General features: G+C 67.9%; 17 protein-coding genes. 13 read left to right on the top strand and 4 right to left on the bottom strand.

Annotated features, from left to right (window positions below; all coding sequences use genetic code 11):
- Positions 1-102: 102 nt before the first annotated feature.
- Positions 103-984 carry a histone gene (locus AC5P6H_RS15005; protein ID WP_495202823.1) on the bottom strand — a complete coding sequence of 294 codons (882 nt, stop codon included), beginning with the start codon at positions 982-984 and terminating at the stop codon, positions 103-105.
- A 490-nt stretch (positions 985-1,474) separates the two neighbouring features.
- On the opposite strand from AC5P6H_RS15005, the gene AC5P6H_RS15010 reads away from it, so the two are divergent.
- The 10 genes from AC5P6H_RS15010 (at position 1,475) to AC5P6H_RS15055 (ending at position 9,980) form a co-directional block, all read left to right on the top strand.
- Positions 1,475-2,908: a Do family serine endopeptidase gene (locus tag AC5P6H_RS15010; protein ID WP_014645652.1), complete on the top strand. Its 1,434-nt coding sequence runs from the start codon at positions 1,475-1,477 to the stop codon at positions 2,906-2,908.
- 101 nt (positions 2,909-3,009) lie between these two features.
- Complete coding sequence (locus AC5P6H_RS15015; RefSeq protein ID WP_004153835.1) at positions 3,010-3,375, top strand: hypothetical protein; 366 nt, start codon at positions 3,010-3,012, stop codon at positions 3,373-3,375.
- 8 nt (positions 3,376-3,383) lie between these two features.
- A complete protein-coding gene (locus AC5P6H_RS15020) occupies positions 3,384-3,854 on the top strand; it encodes a phage holin family protein (RefSeq protein ID WP_014645651.1) in 471 nt (156 codons plus the stop codon).
- Positions 3,851-4,306, top strand: coding sequence for a hypothetical protein (locus tag AC5P6H_RS15025; RefSeq protein ID WP_014645650.1), 456 nt, complete (start codon positions 3,851-3,853; stop codon positions 4,304-4,306). The genes AC5P6H_RS15020 and AC5P6H_RS15025 overlap by 4 nt, the downstream gene beginning before the upstream one ends.
- Before the next feature lie 67 nt (positions 4,307-4,373).
- Complete coding sequence (locus AC5P6H_RS15030) at positions 4,374-5,483, top strand: AI-2E family transporter (protein WP_111206475.1); 1,110 nt, start codon at positions 4,374-4,376, stop codon at positions 5,481-5,483.
- Positions 5,484-5,574: 91 nt separating this feature from the next.
- On the top strand, positions 5,575-6,042 hold the full coding sequence (locus tag AC5P6H_RS15035) for a hypothetical protein (protein ID WP_227863879.1): 468 nt from the start codon (positions 5,575-5,577) through the stop codon (positions 6,040-6,042).
- 74 nt (positions 6,043-6,116) lie between these two features.
- The gene (locus AC5P6H_RS15040) at positions 6,117-6,836 is read left to right on the top strand and encodes an HAD family hydrolase (RefSeq protein WP_014645647.1); all 720 of its coding nucleotides are present in this window, start codon (positions 6,117-6,119) and stop codon (positions 6,834-6,836) included.
- A 3-nt stretch (positions 6,837-6,839) separates the two neighbouring features.
- A complete protein-coding gene (locus AC5P6H_RS15045; RefSeq protein WP_005411979.1) occupies positions 6,840-8,207 on the top strand; it encodes a leucyl aminopeptidase family protein in 1,368 nt (455 codons plus the stop codon).
- 136 nt (positions 8,208-8,343) lie between these two features.
- Positions 8,344-9,447 (top strand): catalase family peroxidase, encoded by a 1,104-nt coding sequence (locus AC5P6H_RS15050; RefSeq protein ID WP_075076379.1) that lies wholly within the window; start codon positions 8,344-8,346, stop codon positions 9,445-9,447.
- The gene (locus tag AC5P6H_RS15055) at positions 9,444-9,980 is read left to right on the top strand and encodes a cytochrome b (protein WP_075076380.1); all 537 of its coding nucleotides are present in this window, start codon (positions 9,444-9,446) and stop codon (positions 9,978-9,980) included. Before AC5P6H_RS15050 ends, AC5P6H_RS15055 begins: the two co-directional genes overlap by 4 nt.
- A gap of 546 nt (positions 9,981-10,526) precedes the next feature.
- Here the strand turns inward: AC5P6H_RS15055 and AC5P6H_RS15060 are convergent.
- From AC5P6H_RS15060 to AC5P6H_RS15070, 3 genes are read right to left on the bottom strand one after another with little or no spacing between them, the layout of a single operon-like run.
- Positions 10,527-11,129, bottom strand: a complete 603-nt coding sequence (locus AC5P6H_RS15060) for a response regulator transcription factor (protein WP_014645643.1) — start codon at positions 11,127-11,129, stop codon at positions 10,527-10,529.
- Positions 11,126-12,349, bottom strand: coding sequence for a sensor histidine kinase (locus AC5P6H_RS15065; protein WP_032956229.1), 1,224 nt, complete (start codon positions 12,347-12,349; stop codon positions 11,126-11,128). The genes AC5P6H_RS15060 and AC5P6H_RS15065 overlap by 4 nt, the downstream gene beginning before the upstream one ends.
- Positions 12,346-12,474, bottom strand: a complete 129-nt coding sequence (locus tag AC5P6H_RS15070; RefSeq protein ID WP_257473236.1) for a hypothetical protein — start codon at positions 12,472-12,474, stop codon at positions 12,346-12,348. Before AC5P6H_RS15070 ends, AC5P6H_RS15065 begins: the two co-directional genes overlap by 4 nt.
- 202 nt (positions 12,475-12,676) lie before the next feature.
- On the opposite strand from AC5P6H_RS15070, the gene AC5P6H_RS15075 reads away from it, so the two are divergent.
- The 3 genes from AC5P6H_RS15075 to AC5P6H_RS15085 all read left to right on the top strand — a co-directional run bounded on the left by AC5P6H_RS15075 (position 12,677) and on the right by AC5P6H_RS15085 (position 15,888).
- The gene (locus AC5P6H_RS15075) at positions 12,677-13,924 is read left to right on the top strand and encodes an efflux RND transporter periplasmic adaptor subunit (RefSeq protein ID WP_495202824.1); all 1,248 of its coding nucleotides are present in this window, start codon (positions 12,677-12,679) and stop codon (positions 13,922-13,924) included.
- A gap of 102 nt (positions 13,925-14,026) precedes the next feature.
- Positions 14,027-14,716 (top strand): ABC transporter ATP-binding protein, encoded by a 690-nt coding sequence (locus tag AC5P6H_RS15080; protein ID WP_004137569.1) that lies wholly within the window; start codon positions 14,027-14,029, stop codon positions 14,714-14,716.
- Positions 14,717-14,730: 14 nt separating this feature from the next.
- Positions 14,731-15,888 (top strand): ABC transporter permease, encoded by a 1,158-nt coding sequence (locus AC5P6H_RS15085; RefSeq protein WP_014035671.1) that lies wholly within the window; start codon positions 14,731-14,733, stop codon positions 15,886-15,888.
- Positions 15,889-15,891: the final 3 nt, after the last annotated feature.

Below are 15,891 nucleotides of genomic sequence, written 5' to 3' on the forward strand. Positions count from 1 at the left end.
GGGCTCCGGCGGGAAGAACCTGCATCTTGCCCCAGGTAGCGCCCCAGAAACGCGAAAGGCCCTACCACCCGGTGGGTGGCAGGGCCTTCGGTCACGGCGCGATTACTTGCGCTTGGCGACCTTGCGCACGGCCTTCTTGCCCGGAGCCTTCTTGGCGGCGACCTTCTTCAGCGGCGCAGCCTTCCTGGCGACCGTCTTGCGGGTGGCGGCAACCTTCTTGCCCACCGCCTTCTTGGCGACGGCGGTCTTCTTGCCGACAGCCTTCTTGGCGACGGCGGCCTTCTTGCCAACAGCCTTCTTGGCGACGGCAGCCTTCTTGCCGACAACCTTCTTGGCGGCCGCGGTCTTCTTGGTGGCGACCTTCTTGGTGGCGGCAACCTTCTTGCCGACAACCTTCTTCGCAGCCACGGCCTTCTTGCCGGCGACCTTCTTGGCGGCGACGGTCTTCTTGGCCACAGCCTTCTTGGCGGTGGCGACCTTCTTGCCGACCACCTTCTTGGCGGCCGCGGTCTTCTTGGCAACGGTCTTCTTCGCGACGGCGGCCTTCTTGGTGGCGGCCTTCTTCACGGTGGCGACCTTCTTGCCGGCAGCCTTGGTGGCCTTCTTGGCGGCAGCGGCCTTCTTGGTCACAGCCTTGCCTGCAGCGGCCTTCTTCTTGGCCACTTCCTTCTTCAGGGCAGCGGCTTCGGCCTTGGCGTTCTTCTTGGCCGCTTCCAGCTTCTTCTTGGCATTGGCAACGGTCTTGCCGACCGACTTGGCGGCCTTGTCGGCCTTCTTGGCAACGGTCTTCTCGACCTTGGCCACGGCCTTCTTGGCCTTGGCAACGCGGGTACCGGCCGCCTTGGTGGCGCGCTTGACGGTCTTCTTGACCGACTTCACGGCGTCTTCGGCGGCGTGGGCGATGGTCTCGCCAACGTTGGTGGCGGCTTCTTTGACGTTCTCGACGGCGTCGGTCACGACCGACACACCATTACCGTTGCTCATGTTGCCCTCCTGGGGGCCTTAAGTATCAAAACGGGGCGATGCTATACCGACATTGACGATCGTGGAACGGGGCACGCGCCCGCAATCGCATCTGATGCGACGGCCATGGTGTAGCCCACCACTGCCGCAGAAGCGGCGGGTTCACAGGAAACCCCTTTTTTTAAGGACTACGCCACAGCAAGCGCGTGGTCGAAGATGGCCGTTGCGTGCCGTTGCACGGACGCGGCATCCGATGCGTGCTGTGGCGCATTGCGGCACCCGGTTGCGCGGAACTGCGCAGGTATCGGTCTGTGTCGGCGCCCCCGGCGATCGTCTTCGGTGGTGCAGGCGTCGCCTGTGCGGTGTCGCCACAGCCATGCTGTCAGCCTCCTCACTCGCCTTTCGCGGCCTGCGGTTTTCATGGCGCATTTATCCAGATCGCGACACACTCATTCAGCTTGTTTTACCGTAGGGCCGAACCGCCCCCACCCACGCCAGCGAACCGACAACCATGCGACCGCTTCCCACCCTGCTTACGCTCGCAATCGCCGCCGCCTTCGGTGGCTTCGTTGCCACCGGCATCAATGCCCACCTGGACAACCGTGCCGATGCAGCACCGCTGCCAGCGGTGCTGCCGACCACCGCCGCGTTGCCGGCCGCGGTGGCCGGACAGGCGGTGCCTTCGCTGGCGCCGATGCTGGAAAAGGCGATGCCGGCCGTGGTCAGCGTCAACACCAAGCAGGTGGTGCGCGTGCGCAACCCGTTCTTCAACGACCCGTTCTTCCGCCGCCTGTTCCCGGATATCCCGCAGGAGCGCATCAACGAATCGCTGGGCTCGGGCGTGATCATCGACGCCAAGGAAGGCCTGGTGCTGACCAACCACCATGTCATCGACAACGCCGATGACGTGCAGGTGACACTGGCCGACGGGCGCACGGTGAAGGCCGAGTTCCTCGGTTCGGACCGCGATACCGACATCGCGCTGATCCGCATCCCGGCGCAGAACCTGACCGACATCAAGCTCGGCAACAGCGACCAGCTGCGGGTCGGTGACTTCGTGGTGGCCATCGGCAACCCGTTCGGCTTCAGCCAGACGGTCACCTCGGGCATCGTCTCGGCGGTGGGCCGCAGCGGCATCCGTGGCCTGGGCTACCAGAACTTCATCCAGACCGATGCGTCAATCAACCCCGGCAATTCCGGTGGCGCCCTGGTCGACCTGCAGGGCCAGCTGGTCGGCATCAATACCGCCAGCTTCAACCCGCAGGGCAGCATGGCCGGCAACATCGGCCTGGGCCTGGCGATTCCGTCCAACCTGGCGCGCAGCGTGGTCGACCAGCTGGTCAAGCACGGCGTGGTGGTACGCGGCACGCTGGGCGTGGAGAGCCAGAACCTGACCGCGCAGATCGCGCAGGGGCTGGGCCTGGGCGAAACGCGCGGTGCGCTGATCACCCGCGTGCTGGCCGGTTCGGCGGCCGCCGCGGCCGGGTTGAAGCCGGGCGACGTGGTGGTCTCGGCCAACGGCCAACGCGTGGACAGCGCCGAAGCCCTGCACAACGTGGAAGGCCTGGCTGCGGTCGGCAGCCCGATGACGCTGGATGTACGCCGCGAAGGCAAGCCCGTGCAGATCAAGGCCACGCTGAAGGAACAGGCGCGTGCGGTCACCGGCGAGAGCCTGGACCCGCGGTTGACCGGTGCCACCTTCGTCGACCTGCCCGAGTCGCTGCGACAGTCGGGTGTCGGCGGCGTGCTGGTCAGCGAGGTCAAGCGTGGCAGCCGCGCGGCCAGCAACGGCCTGCAGCAGGGCGACATCATCACCGACGCCACCGTGGGTGAATTCGCCGACCTGGCCAGCTGGCGCGCCAACTTCCAGCAGCGCCCGCCGACCCTGGTGGTGCGCGTGCTGCGCAACAATGGCCAGCAGCAGGGCCAGCTCGTGATGCGCTGATCGCCCTGCCGTAACACCCCCTATACCCCGGCAATGCTATTGCTGTCAGTCCAGGTCGGCACCGCCGACACCCGTTCCCCCATCGCAACAGGAGTGATTCGATGAGCCCCACCAATACCGAGAACCTGAAGGAACACCTGGGTGAAGCCGGTTCCCACCTGAAGCAGGCCGCCACGGCCGCCGGCGGTGCGATCAAGGGCGCAACCGGTGCCGCGACCGACGAGCTGCGCATCGGCAAGGCCAACGTCAAGGCCGAACTGTCCGACAGCGCACTGTCTGGCCTGGCCGCCGCCGAATTCGGTGGTGCCGCTGCCAAGGAACAGGTTGACGCGTTGATGGACAAGGGCAAGGACCTGATCGACAGCGCCGCCGAGTTGATCCGTGAGCGTCCGCTGGCTTCGTTCGGCGTCGCCTTCGCTGCCGGCTGGATCATCGCCAAGCTGGCCCGCGGCAGCAGCGACAAGTAAGCCGCGGCGTGAGCGAAGACAACGCGCAAGCCCCTGATCCGGCGGCCACCCCGCCGCTGGATGAGAGCATCCGCCAGGTCGGCGCGGCCGGTCGTGCCGCCGCCGATTCGGCCAAGCACACCGTGCGCTCGCTGCGCCGGCTGGCCTCGGCCGACTTCGCCCTGGCCCGCAGCGCCTTCGGCCGTGCGCTGGCCTGGGCCGGCGTGGCGATCGTATTTGGTGCCTCGGCCTGGCTGCTGATGGCGGCCACCCTCATCGCCCTGCTGCAGAGCTGGGGCCTTAGCTGGCTGCAGGCGCTGCTGATCACCTCGCTGCTGAGCCTGGCCGTCACCGGCTACGCGATCTGGCGGGTGTCCTACTTCTTCCACCACACCGGCATGCATGCCACCCGGCGCCAGCTGTCACGCCTGGGCCTGTTCGACGAGCCCAGCGAAGACGACCCCGATGCCGGCGTGCAGCTGCCCGAGGGCAAGCCATGAAGTTCGGCGCGCTGCAGCGGCGGGTGAAACGCTGCGAACAGGTGGTGACCGTGCGCCTGGGCGAGACCCAGGACCACTGGTCCACGCTCAGCGACGTCTGGCGAAAGGGCTGGTCGCCGTTGCGCATCGTGGTGGTCGGCCTGGCCGGTGGCTTCATCGCCGGCAAGCTGGAAGTGCCCGGCAAGGTCAACGGTGCGCGCTGGCTGCAGATGGTCGGTTCGGTCTCGAACCTGTTCGCCAGTGCCCAGGCGGCGTTTGCCACGGCGATGGCGGCACAGGCTGCAGCGACCGCCGACGACGCGGCCGAAGAAGCCGACGATGCCAGCGAACAGGCACAGGCGGCGGCCTCCGCCGCCAACGCACGGCCGGCACCTGCCCCCCGCCCGGAACCCGAACCGGAACCGCGCGAACCGCGCCCGGCCGAAGCCGCCACCGAGCTGTCCGAACGTTGATCCATGCAATCCGCCGCGCCGATCGCGGCCGGCGGATAATGCGCTCCCCTTCCCGGTTGGTGCGTCGATGAGCGAGTCCCTCCTGTCCCCGTCACCAGCCGATCCGCAGGATGCGGAGGCACCGCTGCCGCCCCCGTCGCGTCCACGCGGGCCGATGTCGCTGGTGGTCCTGGCCACCCTGGCGGTGGGCTACACGCTGTGGGCCGCGCAGGACATCATCCTGCCGGTGCTGCTGGCGGTGTTCTTCGCACTGGTCGGCAACCCGATCCTGCGCCTGCTGCAGAAGCTGTGGATTCCGCGCGCGCTGGGCGCACTGCTGATCCTCGGCGCCGGGCTGGGCGTGACCGGGTCGCTGGCGGTGCAGTTGATCGGTCCGGCGATGGAATGGGCGCAGGAAGCACCGCAGCAGCTGCGCAAGGTGGCCCGGCAGGTGCAGGACCTGACCAAGCCGGTGCAGCAGGCCAACCAGGCGGCGGAAAACTTCGCCCGCGTGGCCGGCGGTGACAGCAACCACAAGGTGCAGGTGATCCGCACCCAGCTGGACGATCCATACCGCATGCTGACCCGTGCACCGCGCCTGGCCGCGTCGGTGCTGGCGGTGGTGCTGCTGACCCTGTTCTTCATGATCTACGGGCAGAGCCTGCAGCGCGCAGCGATCGCCCTGTTCCCGAACCGCCAGCAGCAGCGGTTCACCACCGACATCCTGCGTTCGATCGAACGGGAGGTCTCGCGTTACGTGCTGACCATCAGCGTCATCAACACCCTGGTCGGGCTGGTGTTCGCCGGCGTGCTGATGCTGCTCGGCATCGGCCTGCAGGAAGCACTGCTGTGGGGCACGGTGGCTGCACTACTGAACTTCGCCCCGTATGTGGGTCCGCTGATCGGCGTGGCGCTGATGCTGTTGATGGGCTTCGTCGAGTTCCGCGACCCGCTGCAGGCCCTGCTGCCGGCCGCCGCCTACCTGGGCCTGCACACCCTGGAAGGGCAGATGGTGACCCCGATCGTGCTGGGCCGTCGGATGAAGCTGTCGCCGCTGGTGCTGATCCTGGCGCTGATGGTGTTCGGCTGGGCCTGGGGCATGATCGGGCTGCTGCTGGCAGTGCCGCTGCTGGTGTGCATCAAGCTGGTGCTGGCACGCCTGGATGGCATGCAGGGCTGGGCACGCCTGCTGGAGTGACGGCATCAACAACGGATGGACGCAGGTGGCGGAACCAGAAACAGGGACGAAGTGGCAGACTATGGCGCCCTACCCGGATGGATCCGCTCGTATGAACTCTCTCGCCACGCGTTGCCTTGCCTTGGCCTGCATTGCCGCTCCCGCGTTCGCCGCGACACCGCCGACTGCCGATCAGGCGCGCACCCAGCTTGCTGAGGCGGTTACCTGCAAGCGGCACCTCACGCCCATGCAGTTCGACGCCATGGCCCGGATGCTGGCACCGGCCCCGGCAAGGGCGCAGGACGGCGAATCCAGCGGCGAGTTCCGGCTGACCACGCCCTTGATGGTGCTGGGCCAGCCCGTGAACCGGCTGCAGTCCTATGACGGCGACAGCGGCGAGGATGGCATCGACAGTTTCACCGCGTACTTCAGCTCGGCCAGTGTGGAACAGGTCGCGGCACTGGCGAAGCTGTCCGACCCGGTAGCAGGCACCTACACGAAGGAAGTTGGGCGGCACAACCTGGACGTGCAGCAGTTCGACGGCCAGACCACCATCGCCTGCTCGTACAACCTGCGCTGACCCGGCCCAGCCACAGTGCCCACCCGCCCGCCGCGTCGCATGAAAGCCCGCGCGGGCAGGGGTAGAATGGCGAGGTGAATTTCCCCGTCCAAGCCATCACCCTCGACCTTGACGACACGCTGTGGCCGTTCGCTCCGATCGGCGCCCGCATCGAACAGGTCCTGCACGCCTGGATGTGCGAACACAGCCCCGCTACCGCCGCGATGTATCCGGTGGAGGCCATGCGCGAACTGCGCGAGCGGCTGTACCACGCCCATCCGTACCTCCACCACGACCTGAGTGCGCTGCGCCGGCTGACCCTGCACGAAGCACTGCACACCAGCGGTGCCAGCCTCGATCTGCTGGAGCCTGCGTATGAAGTGTTCTACGCCGCGCGCAACCAGGTGGAGTGCTATCCCGATGCGATCGACGCGCTGGCGCGCATTGCCGCACGGGTACCGGTGGCGGCGCTGAGCAACGGCAATGCCGACCTGGAGCGGATCGGCCTGGCCCATCATTTCGCCTTCCAGCTGGGTTCGCGCGAACACGGCGCGGCCAAGCCCGAAGCCAGCATCTTCCATGCCGCGTGCACCCGCCTGGGTGTGGCACCGGCACAGGTGCTGCACGTCGGCGACCATGCCGACATGGACGTGGCCGGGGCGATTGCCGCCGGCCTGCGCGGCTGCTGGATCAACCGCGACGCAGCCACCTGGACCCATCCGCAGCTGCAGCCGGACCTGCAGTTCGACACCCTTACCGGCCTGGCCGACTGGTTGGATGCCAACCTCGACGCCGCCGCACCCCGGAGTACCTGACGCATGAGCGAGATCACTGGTTTCACCGCCGACACCGCTGCGGCGCTGCCGTTGTACGTGCTGGACCGCGAGCAGTTCGCCGCCTGGAAGGACAGCCAGCCGGCTGCCACGCAGGCGTGGCTGGCATCGCAGGGCTTCAACGCCGGCGCCCACAGCGTGGCACTGCTGCCGGGCGCCGATGGCCTGGCCGGTGCCGTGATGGGCGTGGGTGATCGTGCCGATGCCTACAGCTATGCGCATGCGCCGCACGCGCTGCCGGAAGGCAGCGTCTGGCAGCTGGCCAATGAACTGCCGGCCGCCGAACTGGCGCTGCTGCAGCTGGGCTGGGGCCTGGGCAGCTACCGCTTTGACCGCTATCGCAAGCGCAACCGCGCACCGGCGCAGCTGGTGGCCTCGCCGACCGGCGAAGTGGCCGACCTGATCGCCGCCAGCCTGCGCGTGCGCGACTGGGTCAACACCCCGACCGAAGACATGGGCCCGCAGCAGCTGGAAGACGCCGCGCGCGCGCTGGCCGATGCACATGGTGCGCAGGTCGAGGCGATTACCGGCGACGAACTGCTGAAGCAGAATTTCCCGGCCATCCACGCCGTGGGCCGCGCTTCGCATCGTGCGCCGCGCCTGGTCGTGCTGCGCTGGGGCAGGGAAACCGACCCGGCGCTGGTGCTGGTGGGCAAGGGCGTGTGCTTCGATACCGGCGGGCTGGACATCAAGCCGGCCGACGGCATGCGCAACATGAAGAAGGACATGGGTGGCGCCGCGCATGCACTGGCCCTTGCCGGCCTGGTGATGGCACGTGGGCTGCCGGTGCGGCTGACCCTGCTGGTGCCGGCGGTGGAAAACGCGATCGGTCCCGATGCCTTCCGCCCGGGCGAAGTGATCGCCACCCGCAAGGGCCTGAGCGTGGAGATCGACAACACCGATGCGGAAGGCCGCGTGATCCTGTGCGATGCGCTGACCTTCGCCGGTGAGCAGAAGCCGGACCTGGTGCTGGACTTCGCCACCCTCACCGGTGCCGCGCGCATCGCACTGGGCCCGGACCTGCCGGCACTGTTCAGCAACGACGACACGGTGGCCCAGCAGTGGCTGCAGGCCGGTGACGCGACCCGCGACCCGGTCTGGCGCATGCCACTGTGGCGCCCCTACCTGCGCTACCTGAGCAGCGGCATCGCCGACCTGGCCAACGCCGGTTCGCGCATGGCCGGCTCGGTGACCGCCGCGCTGTACCTGGAACGCTTCCTGGAAGACGGCCAGCGCTGGGCGCACCTGGATGTGTATGCCTGGAACGACGGCGAGCGCCCGGGCCGTCCGGCCGGTGGCGAAGCGCTGGCGCTGCGCTCGGCGTGGGCGATGCTGAAGCAGCGCTACAGCTGATCGGGTGGGTGCCGACCGTTGGTCGGCACCCCGTCCCCGGAAAATCTGACGAAAAATTGAATTTCGGCCCCGGCCGGGTTCTGCGAGGATGTGTGGGTCGACCACCCACACGCTCCGTGAAGGCAGGACTCCGACCATGTCGCTCTTCCGCTACACCCGCGCTGGCCAGACGCCGGGCGCGCCACGCAAGCATTCACCCCTGCTCTGGATCGCACTGATCGCACTCATTCTGGGTGCGGTCGCGCTGGCCTTCGCCTGGCTGGCCGGCTGGATTGGAAACCGCCTGACCGCGCAGCGCTTCACCGACACCATCGAGGCCACCGGCCCGGCCCACCCGGGCTTCCGCCGCGCGCACAGCAAGGGCATCTGCGTGAGCGGCTGGTTCGAACCCAGCGCGCAGGCCCCCACCCTGTCCAGCGCACGGGTGTTCTCGCAACGCCGCGTGCCGGTGATGGGCCGCCTGTCGATCGGCGGCGGCGACCCCTACGGCGCCGACAACACCGCACGCGTGCGCAGCCTCGCGGTGCAGATGGTCAGCGATGATGGCCAGGAATGGCGCATGGCGATGAACAGCTTCCCGTTCTTCGCCGTGCCCAGCGCAGAGGCGTTCTACGAGCAGACCCGCGCCTCCATTCCCGACCCGGCCACCGGCAAGCCCGATCCGCAGAAGATGGCCGCGGTGCTGGCCAAATACCCCAGTGCGCAGGCTTTCCAGCAGTGGGCCAAGACCGCGCCGTGGACCAGCAGCTGGGCCGACACCACCTTCAACAGCGTCAACAGCTTCTGGTTCACCAATGCGCAGGGCCAGAAGCGCGCGGTGCGCTGGCGCTGGCAGCCGCAGGCGCCGGTGGTGGAGATGGATGCGGAAACCCGCAAGCAGGCCAGCGTCGATTTCCTCAGCCAGGAACTGCAGCAGCGCTTGGCCAGCGGCCCGGTGCGCTGGAACCTGGTCGTGACCACCGCCGAGCCGGGCGATGCCATCGATGATCCGTCGGTACCGTGGCCCGAATCGCGTGACCAGGTAGTGGCCGGCGTACTCAGCCTGGACCGCATGCAGTCGCAGGAACAGGGCGCCTGCGGGCAGATCAATTTCGATCCGCTGATCCTGCCCAGCGGCGTGCGTGGCAGTGACGATCCGATCCTGGCGGCCCGCTCGGCCGTGTATTCGCAGTCCTTCAACCGCCGCGAACGCGAGCGCGCCACCGGCAACGTCGAGCAACGGAAGGAGGCCGTACGATGAGCACCGGCAACGGCCACTTCAACCTGCTGGCGCGGGTGCTGCACTGGTCCATGGCGCTGATGATCATCGCCATGCTGTTCATTGGCGTGACCATGGTCGCCTCGCTGCACTTGCGGCCGATGCTGATCGACCTGCACCGCCCATTGGGCATCACTATCGGCGTACTGGTGTTGCTGCGCCTGTACAACCGGCTGCGTCATCGCCCACCGCCGCTGCCGGCGGATCTTCCTGTGTGGCAGGTGATGGCGGCCAAGGCCTCGCACTGGATGCTGTACGCACTGATGCTGGCGATGCCGCTGATCGGCTGGGCGATGCTGTCGGCCGGCGGTTACCCGATCGTGCTGTGGGGTGGCCTGCACCTGCCGCCGATCGTGCCGCATACCCCGGCGCTGTATGCCGCGTTGCGCAATGCGCACAGCCTGCTGGCCTATGTGTTGTTTGCCACGGTGCTGATGCATGTGGGTGCGGCGCTGTTCCACCTGTGGGTGCGGCGTGACGGGGTGTTCCAGGCGATGGCGCGCGGGAAGGATTGAAAGGATTCGCCGGGCGTTCCCGGCGGATTGTTTCCGCGACCGCGGGGGGGGGCACTTTCTTTGCGCGCAAAGAAAGTAACCAAAGAAACGCTCCGCCGGCCGCGAGCCGGCGTGCTTCGCACGCCGGTGCCCTGCGCTCCTCGGTCCGTCGAGGGACGGCGCGGGAACTCGCTGCGCTCAGACACCCGCGCCTCTTCGCCCTCGCCGGTCCTGCGGTGCTCGGCTCGCTTGAAGGCGGACTCAAGATCAAAGGCGAAAGCGGCCGCTTCACTCGTCGGACACGGCCCGGCGCTACCAAATATCGTCGTGCAGCTGTGGTTCTTGACCTTGGGTCCGCCTTGAGCGAGCCGAGCATCGCAGGGGAATCAGGGGCGAAGAGGCGCCGGTGTCTGAGCGCAGCGAGTTCGGCGCCGTCCCCTGATTCGCCGAGAAGCGCAGGGAACCGTCGCGTAGCGACGGCTCGCGCTCTGGCGGCGTGTTTCTTTGGTTACTTTCTTTGCACGAGCAAAGAAAGTGACACCTCTCCGCAGGCGCGGAAATGATCCGCTACAACCACCCCTTCTGCCGCGCCAGCCGGTACGCCTCGATCCGGTTGGCCACGCCCAGCTTGCCGATGCACTCGGACAGGTAATTGCGCACCGTACCGTGCGACAACCCCAGCTGCTCGGCGATCTCGCTGGCGGTGCGGCCCTCGCCCGCCAGCCGCAGTACGCGGCGCTCGCGGTCGGTCAGCGGATCGGCCTGCGACCACGCATCCAGTGCCAGCTGCGGGTCGATCGCGCGGATGCCCTGTTTCACCTTGCGCAGGGCATCGGCCAGGTTCTCGGCCGGTGCATCCTTCAGCAGGTAGCCCAGCACGCCGGCTTCCAGCGCGCGGCGCAGGAAACCGGCGCGGGCGAAGGTGGTCACGATCACCACCTTGATCGGCAGCTCGTGGCGCGCGATGCGCTGGGCAAGCTCGAGCCCGGACAGGCCGGGCATCTCGATGTCGGTGACCAGGATGTCCGGTTGCAGCTGCTGCAGCATCCGCCACGCGGTTTCGCCATCGGCGGCGCTGCCCAGCACCTCGATATCCGGCTCCAGGCCCAGCAACGCCGACAGTGCACCGCGCACCATCGCCTGATCCTCGGCCAGCAGGATGCGGATCATGCGGCACCGTCCTGTGCCAGCGACGGCGGCGCTCCCGGCGGCAACGGTGTGGTCGCGGCAGCCAGTGGCACGCGCACGGTCAGTCGCGTGCCCTCGCCCTTTGCGGACTGTACCTGCAGGCTGCCCCCCAGGGCGGCCACGCGTTCGCGCATGCCGCTCAGCCCGTTGCCCTCGGCCTGCACGCCGCCACGGCCATCGTCGCGGATCTGCATCGCCAGCATGCGTCCCTCCAGCATGAACTCCACCCGTGCCTGTGTCGCCTGTGCATGGCGCACGATATTGGTTGCGGCCTCGCGCAGCACCAGCGCCAGCCCGCGTTCGACATCCACCGGCATCGCCGGTGGTGGTGCGTATTGAAGGTGGACCTGCTGGCATTCCAGCAGCAGCCGCGCCGATGCCAGCTCACCGGCCAGGTCGCTGGCGCGGATGCCGGTAACCGCGCTGCGCACCTGTGCCAGCGCTTCGCGGGCGATGGCCTCGGCCTCGCCGATCTCCAGCCGCGCGCGCGCGTCGCCGCGGTCGTGCAGCTTGCGCGCCAGCTCCAGCTTCAATGTGATCAGCGACAGGGTGTGGCCGAGCAGGTCATGCAGGTCGCGGCCGATGCGTTCGCGCTCGGCAGTGGCCGCCAGCCGCCGCACCTCGTCCTGCGACAGCTGCAGTGCCGCATCCTTCTGCTGGTTGAGCGCTTCCACGTTCACGACCAGCCCCACGATGTAGGACACGGCCGGGATCCAGACCAGGCTCTGCCACGGGTACTGGAACAGCAGCGCGAGGCTGCAGAACAGAAGGTTCAGGCCAGTGAGCTGCAGCAGATACTGCCACCAGCCACCGCGTCCGCTCACCCGCAGCAGCACGCAGCCGAACACGAAGTAGGTCAGCCCGGACGGATACCAGGGCAGCAGCACCAGCGACATCGCGATCAGGCCCAGCGCATAGCGCGGAGCGTGATGGCGCGGCGCCACCATCACCTTGGCGTACAGCAGCAGGAACACCGGATAGCTGGCCAGCGTCAGCAGCAGCCAGCGCAGGGTGAAGCCGTGGCCAAGCAAGGGCGTCAGGAAGATCCACACCGACCACAGCAGGTGGACTGCCTCGCTCCAGGGCGATTTTCCCCGGCGCAGCGTATCGGCCACCGCCGAGTCCGGCGCGGGGCGCAGCAGCGAGGCAAGCCATGTCGACGGCACGGGCGGTTCCAGGCGGGGACGATCGCCGCCGATCATGCCAGTTCAGCCGCCTGCGCGCAGGCGCCACCACCGGCCGGGCGGCACCGGCGCAACCGAGCGCGGATCACGGTACGCTTGGCGGCGCGGCTGTGGCGGGCCAGCGACGGGGTGATCGGATCCATGGGCGGTACCGGTAGCGGGGACGTTGCCATCCTGTGCCGCCGTGGTCACGTTTCGCAGTTGCCGCCGTCAGTGTCATCGGGTGACAGCTGTCACTGCCGTCATCGCTGTGCCTGCCTGCATGCTGTGCCGCACGCTCCACCGCCGGAACCGCCGCCGTCCGCCCTTCCGGCCACACCCGCCCAAACGCCTGTGATGGAACGAATGAACGCTTCTGCCGAGCTGTTGAAGGAACTCCGTATCGACCGCAAATCGCCGCCGCCCGCCTCCGGCGGCAGTGGCGGTGGCCGCCGCTGGCTGTGGATCGCGATCATCGTGGTCGTGTTGTTGCTGGCCGCTGTCGGCTTCGCCCTGTTCGGGCGTACGCCGGCAGTGGACGTGGAAACCGCCCCCGCCGTGGCCATCCAGCAGGGCAGCGCCAGCAGTTCGGTGCTCGATGCCAGTGGCTACGTGGTCGCCCGGCGCATGGCCACGGTATCGGCCAAGATCACCGGCAAGGTGCGCGAGGTGATGATCGAGGAAGGCATGCGCGTGGAACAGGGCCAGATCATGGCCACCCTGGACCCGATCGATGCCGACGCGCAGCGCAGCCTGTATGCCTCGCAGCTGCAGGCCGCACGCAGCCAGGTGGCCGGGCTGGAAGCGCAGCAGAGGCAGGCGGCCGCTGAAGCCAGCCGCCTGCAGGCACTGGTCGGCCAGCAGCTGGTGTCGCGCTCGCAGTACGACCAGGCGGTGGCCCAGCGTGACAGCCTGCGTGCACAGCTGGACACCGCACAGCGCAACGTCAAGGTGGCCAACGACCAGCTGGCCATCGCCGATCTGGGCGTGGACAACAACATCGTGCGCGCGCCGTTCTCCGGCGTGGTCACTGCCAAGGCCGCGCAGCCCGGCGAAATCGTCTCGCCGCTGTCGGCGGGCGGTGGGTTCACCCGTACCGGCATCGGCACCATCGTCGACATGGACTCGCTGGAGATCGAAGTCGAGGTCGGCGAGGCCTTCATCGGCCGCGTGCAGCCGAAGATGCCGGTCGAAGCCACGCTCAACGCCTATCCGGAGTGGAAGATTCCGGGCGAGGTGATCGCCATCATCCCCACCGCCGACCGCGGCAAGGCCACGGTGAAGGTGCGCGTGGCGCTGAAGGTGAAGGACCCGCGCATCGTGCCGGAGATGGGCGTGCGCGTCAGCTTCCTGGAGCAGGCGCAGCCGCAGGCGGCCGTCAAACCGCAGGGCGTGCGCGTGCCGGCGGGCGCCGTGGTCCAGCGCGAGGGCGCCTCGGTTGCCTTCGTGCTGGGTGACGAAAGCCGCGTGCAGCAGCGCACGGTCGAGGCCGGCCAGGCGATGGGCAAGGACCGCCAGATCCTCAAGGGCGTGAGCGCAGGTGAATCGGTGGTGCTGAACCCGCCGGACAGCCTGCGCGATGGCGCCAAGGTGCAACAGAAACAAGCGCAGTAGCGGCCTGGCGCCCACGGGCGCCGCCGGCAGCACCGCTCGACGCACGCCTGCGGCCCCTGCCGTGGCGCTTCCCCGTTTCCCGCCTTCCGTGGAGAACCACCCATGTCGACCCTGGTTTCACTGCGCAACATCACCAAGACCTACCAGCGTGGCCCCGAGAAAGTGCAGGTGCTGCACGGCATCGACCTGGACATCGCCAGCGGCGACTTCGTCGCGCTGATGGGCCCGTCCGGCTCGGGCAAGACCACCCTGCTCAACCTGATCGGCGGCCTGGACAACCCCAGCGGCGGCGAGATCAGCATCGAGGGCGAGCGCATCGACCAGATGAGCGGCGGCCAGCTGTCGACCTGGCGCAGCCACCACGTCGGCTTCGTGTTCCAGTTCTACAACCTGATGCCGATGCTGACCGCGCAGAAGAACGTGGAACTGCCGCTGCTGCTGACCCACCTCAATGCGGCGCAGCGCCGCCGCAACGCCGAGATCGCGCTGACCCTGGTCGGCCTGGCCGACCGCCGCAGCCACCGCCCGAATGAACTGTCCGGCGGCCAGCAGCAGCGCGTGGCAATCGCCCGGGCGATCGTCTCCGACCCGACCTTCCTGATCTGCGACGAACCGACCGGCGACCTCGACCGCCAGTCCGCCGAGGAGATCCTCGGCCTGCTGCAGCAGCTCAACCGGGAGCATGGCAAGACCATCATCATGGTCACCCATGACCCGAAGGCCGCCGAGTACGCCACGCACACGGTGCACCTGGACAAGGGCGAGCTGGCCGACGCGCCGCTGGCCCACTGACGGAGGCCACGGCGATGAAATACTTCTCGTTGGTGTGGGCGCAGCTGTTCCGCAGCCGTACCCGCACGTTGCTGACCCTGCTCTCCGTGGTGGCCGCGTTCCTGCTGTTCGGCATGCTCGATTCGGTGCGCGTGGCATTCACCTCCGGCGGCAGCGTGGAAGGCGCCAACCGCCTGGTGGTCGCATCGCGGCTGTCGATCACCCAGTCGCTGCCGATCCGCCTGGAAGCCCAGGTGCGGCAAGTGGCCGGCGTGCGCGACGTGGCCTATGGCATGTGGTTCGGCGGCATCTACCAGGACCCGAAGAACTTCTTCCCGAACTTCTCGGTGTCCCCCAACTACTTCGATGTCTACCGCGAGCTGCAGATCGACCCGGCACAGCTGGAAGACTGGAAGCAGACCCGTACCGGCGCCATCGTCGGCGAAACCCTGGCCAAGCAGTTCGGCTGGAAGATCGGCGACACCATCCCGCTGCAGGCCACGATCTTCCCGCGTGGCGGCAGCAACGACTGGCCGCTGGTGCTCAAGGGCATCTACCGTTCCAAGGACCGTGCGCTGGCCGCCAACGAAGAACGCCAGTTGATGATGAACTGGAAGTACTTCGATGAATCCAACGACTACATCAAGAACCAGGTGAGCTGGTACACGGTAACGCTGGACAACCCGGACCACTCTTCGCGGGTGGCGCAGGCGATCGACGCGATCTCGGCCAACTCCGACCACGAGACCAAGACCCAGACCGAATCGGCGTTCCAGCAGGCCTTCGTCAAGCAGTTCGCGGATATCGGCATGATCGTCACCTCGATCATGGGCGCGGTGTTCTTCACCCTGCTGCTGTTGACCGGCAACACCATGGCGCAGGCCGTGCGCGAGCGCGTGCCGGAGCTGGCCACGCTGAAAACGCTGGGCTTCAAGGACAGCACCGTGCTGACCCTGGTGATGGTGGAATCGGTGCTGCTGATCGGCCTGGGCGGCCTGATCGGCATGGGCCTGGCCGCGCTGATCCTGCCGGCCATCGGCCCGAAGAGCATGGGCATGCTGCCGCCGCACGTGCCGACGCCAACCTGGCTGATGGGGCTGGGCCTGATCGTGGTGATCGGCATCATCGTCGGCCTGTTGCCGGCGCTGCGTGCCAAGCGCCTGAAGATCGTCGACGCACTGGCCGGTCGCTGAGGA

The sequence above is a fragment of the Stenotrophomonas sp. YJH_SMC_110 genome, assembly GCF_059369255.1.

Bases quoted from the DNA above. Each gene is read 5' to 3' on its own strand.
- AC5P6H_RS15005 (WP_495202823.1), bottom strand. From the start codon at position 984: ATGAGCAACGGTAATGGTGTGTCGGTCGTGACCGACGCCGTCGAGAAC.
- AC5P6H_RS15010 (WP_014645652.1), top strand. From the start codon at position 1,475: ATGCGACCGCTTCCCACCCTGCTTACGCTCGCAATCGCCGCCGCCTTC.
- AC5P6H_RS15015 (WP_004153835.1), top strand. From the start codon at position 3,010: ATGAGCCCCACCAATACCGAGAACCTGAAGGAACACCTGGGTGAAGCC.
- AC5P6H_RS15025 (WP_014645650.1), top strand. From the start codon at position 3,851: ATGAAGTTCGGCGCGCTGCAGCGGCGGGTGAAACGCTGCGAACAGGTG.
- AC5P6H_RS15030 (WP_111206475.1), top strand. From the start codon at position 4,374: ATGAGCGAGTCCCTCCTGTCCCCGTCACCAGCCGATCCGCAGGATGCG.
- AC5P6H_RS15035 (WP_227863879.1), top strand. From the start codon at position 5,575: ATGAACTCTCTCGCCACGCGTTGCCTTGCCTTGGCCTGCATTGCCGCT.
- AC5P6H_RS15045 (WP_005411979.1), top strand. From the start codon at position 6,840: ATGAGCGAGATCACTGGTTTCACCGCCGACACCGCTGCGGCGCTGCCG.
- AC5P6H_RS15050 (WP_075076379.1), top strand. From the start codon at position 8,344: ATGTCGCTCTTCCGCTACACCCGCGCTGGCCAGACGCCGGGCGCGCCA.
- AC5P6H_RS15055 (WP_075076380.1), top strand. From the start codon at position 9,444: ATGAGCACCGGCAACGGCCACTTCAACCTGCTGGCGCGGGTGCTGCAC.
- AC5P6H_RS15060 (WP_014645643.1), bottom strand. From the start codon at position 11,129: ATGATCCGCATCCTGCTGGCCGAGGATCAGGCGATGGTGCGCGGTGCA.
- AC5P6H_RS15065 (WP_032956229.1), bottom strand. From the start codon at position 12,349: ATGATCGGCGGCGATCGTCCCCGCCTGGAACCGCCCGTGCCGTCGACA.
- AC5P6H_RS15070 (WP_257473236.1), bottom strand. From the start codon at position 12,474: ATGGATCCGATCACCCCGTCGCTGGCCCGCCACAGCCGCGCCGCCAAG.
- AC5P6H_RS15075 (WP_495202824.1), top strand. From the start codon at position 12,677: ATGAACGCTTCTGCCGAGCTGTTGAAGGAACTCCGTATCGACCGCAAA.
- AC5P6H_RS15080 (WP_004137569.1), top strand. From the start codon at position 14,027: ATGTCGACCCTGGTTTCACTGCGCAACATCACCAAGACCTACCAGCGT.
- AC5P6H_RS15085 (WP_014035671.1), top strand. From the start codon at position 14,731: ATGAAATACTTCTCGTTGGTGTGGGCGCAGCTGTTCCGCAGCCGTACC.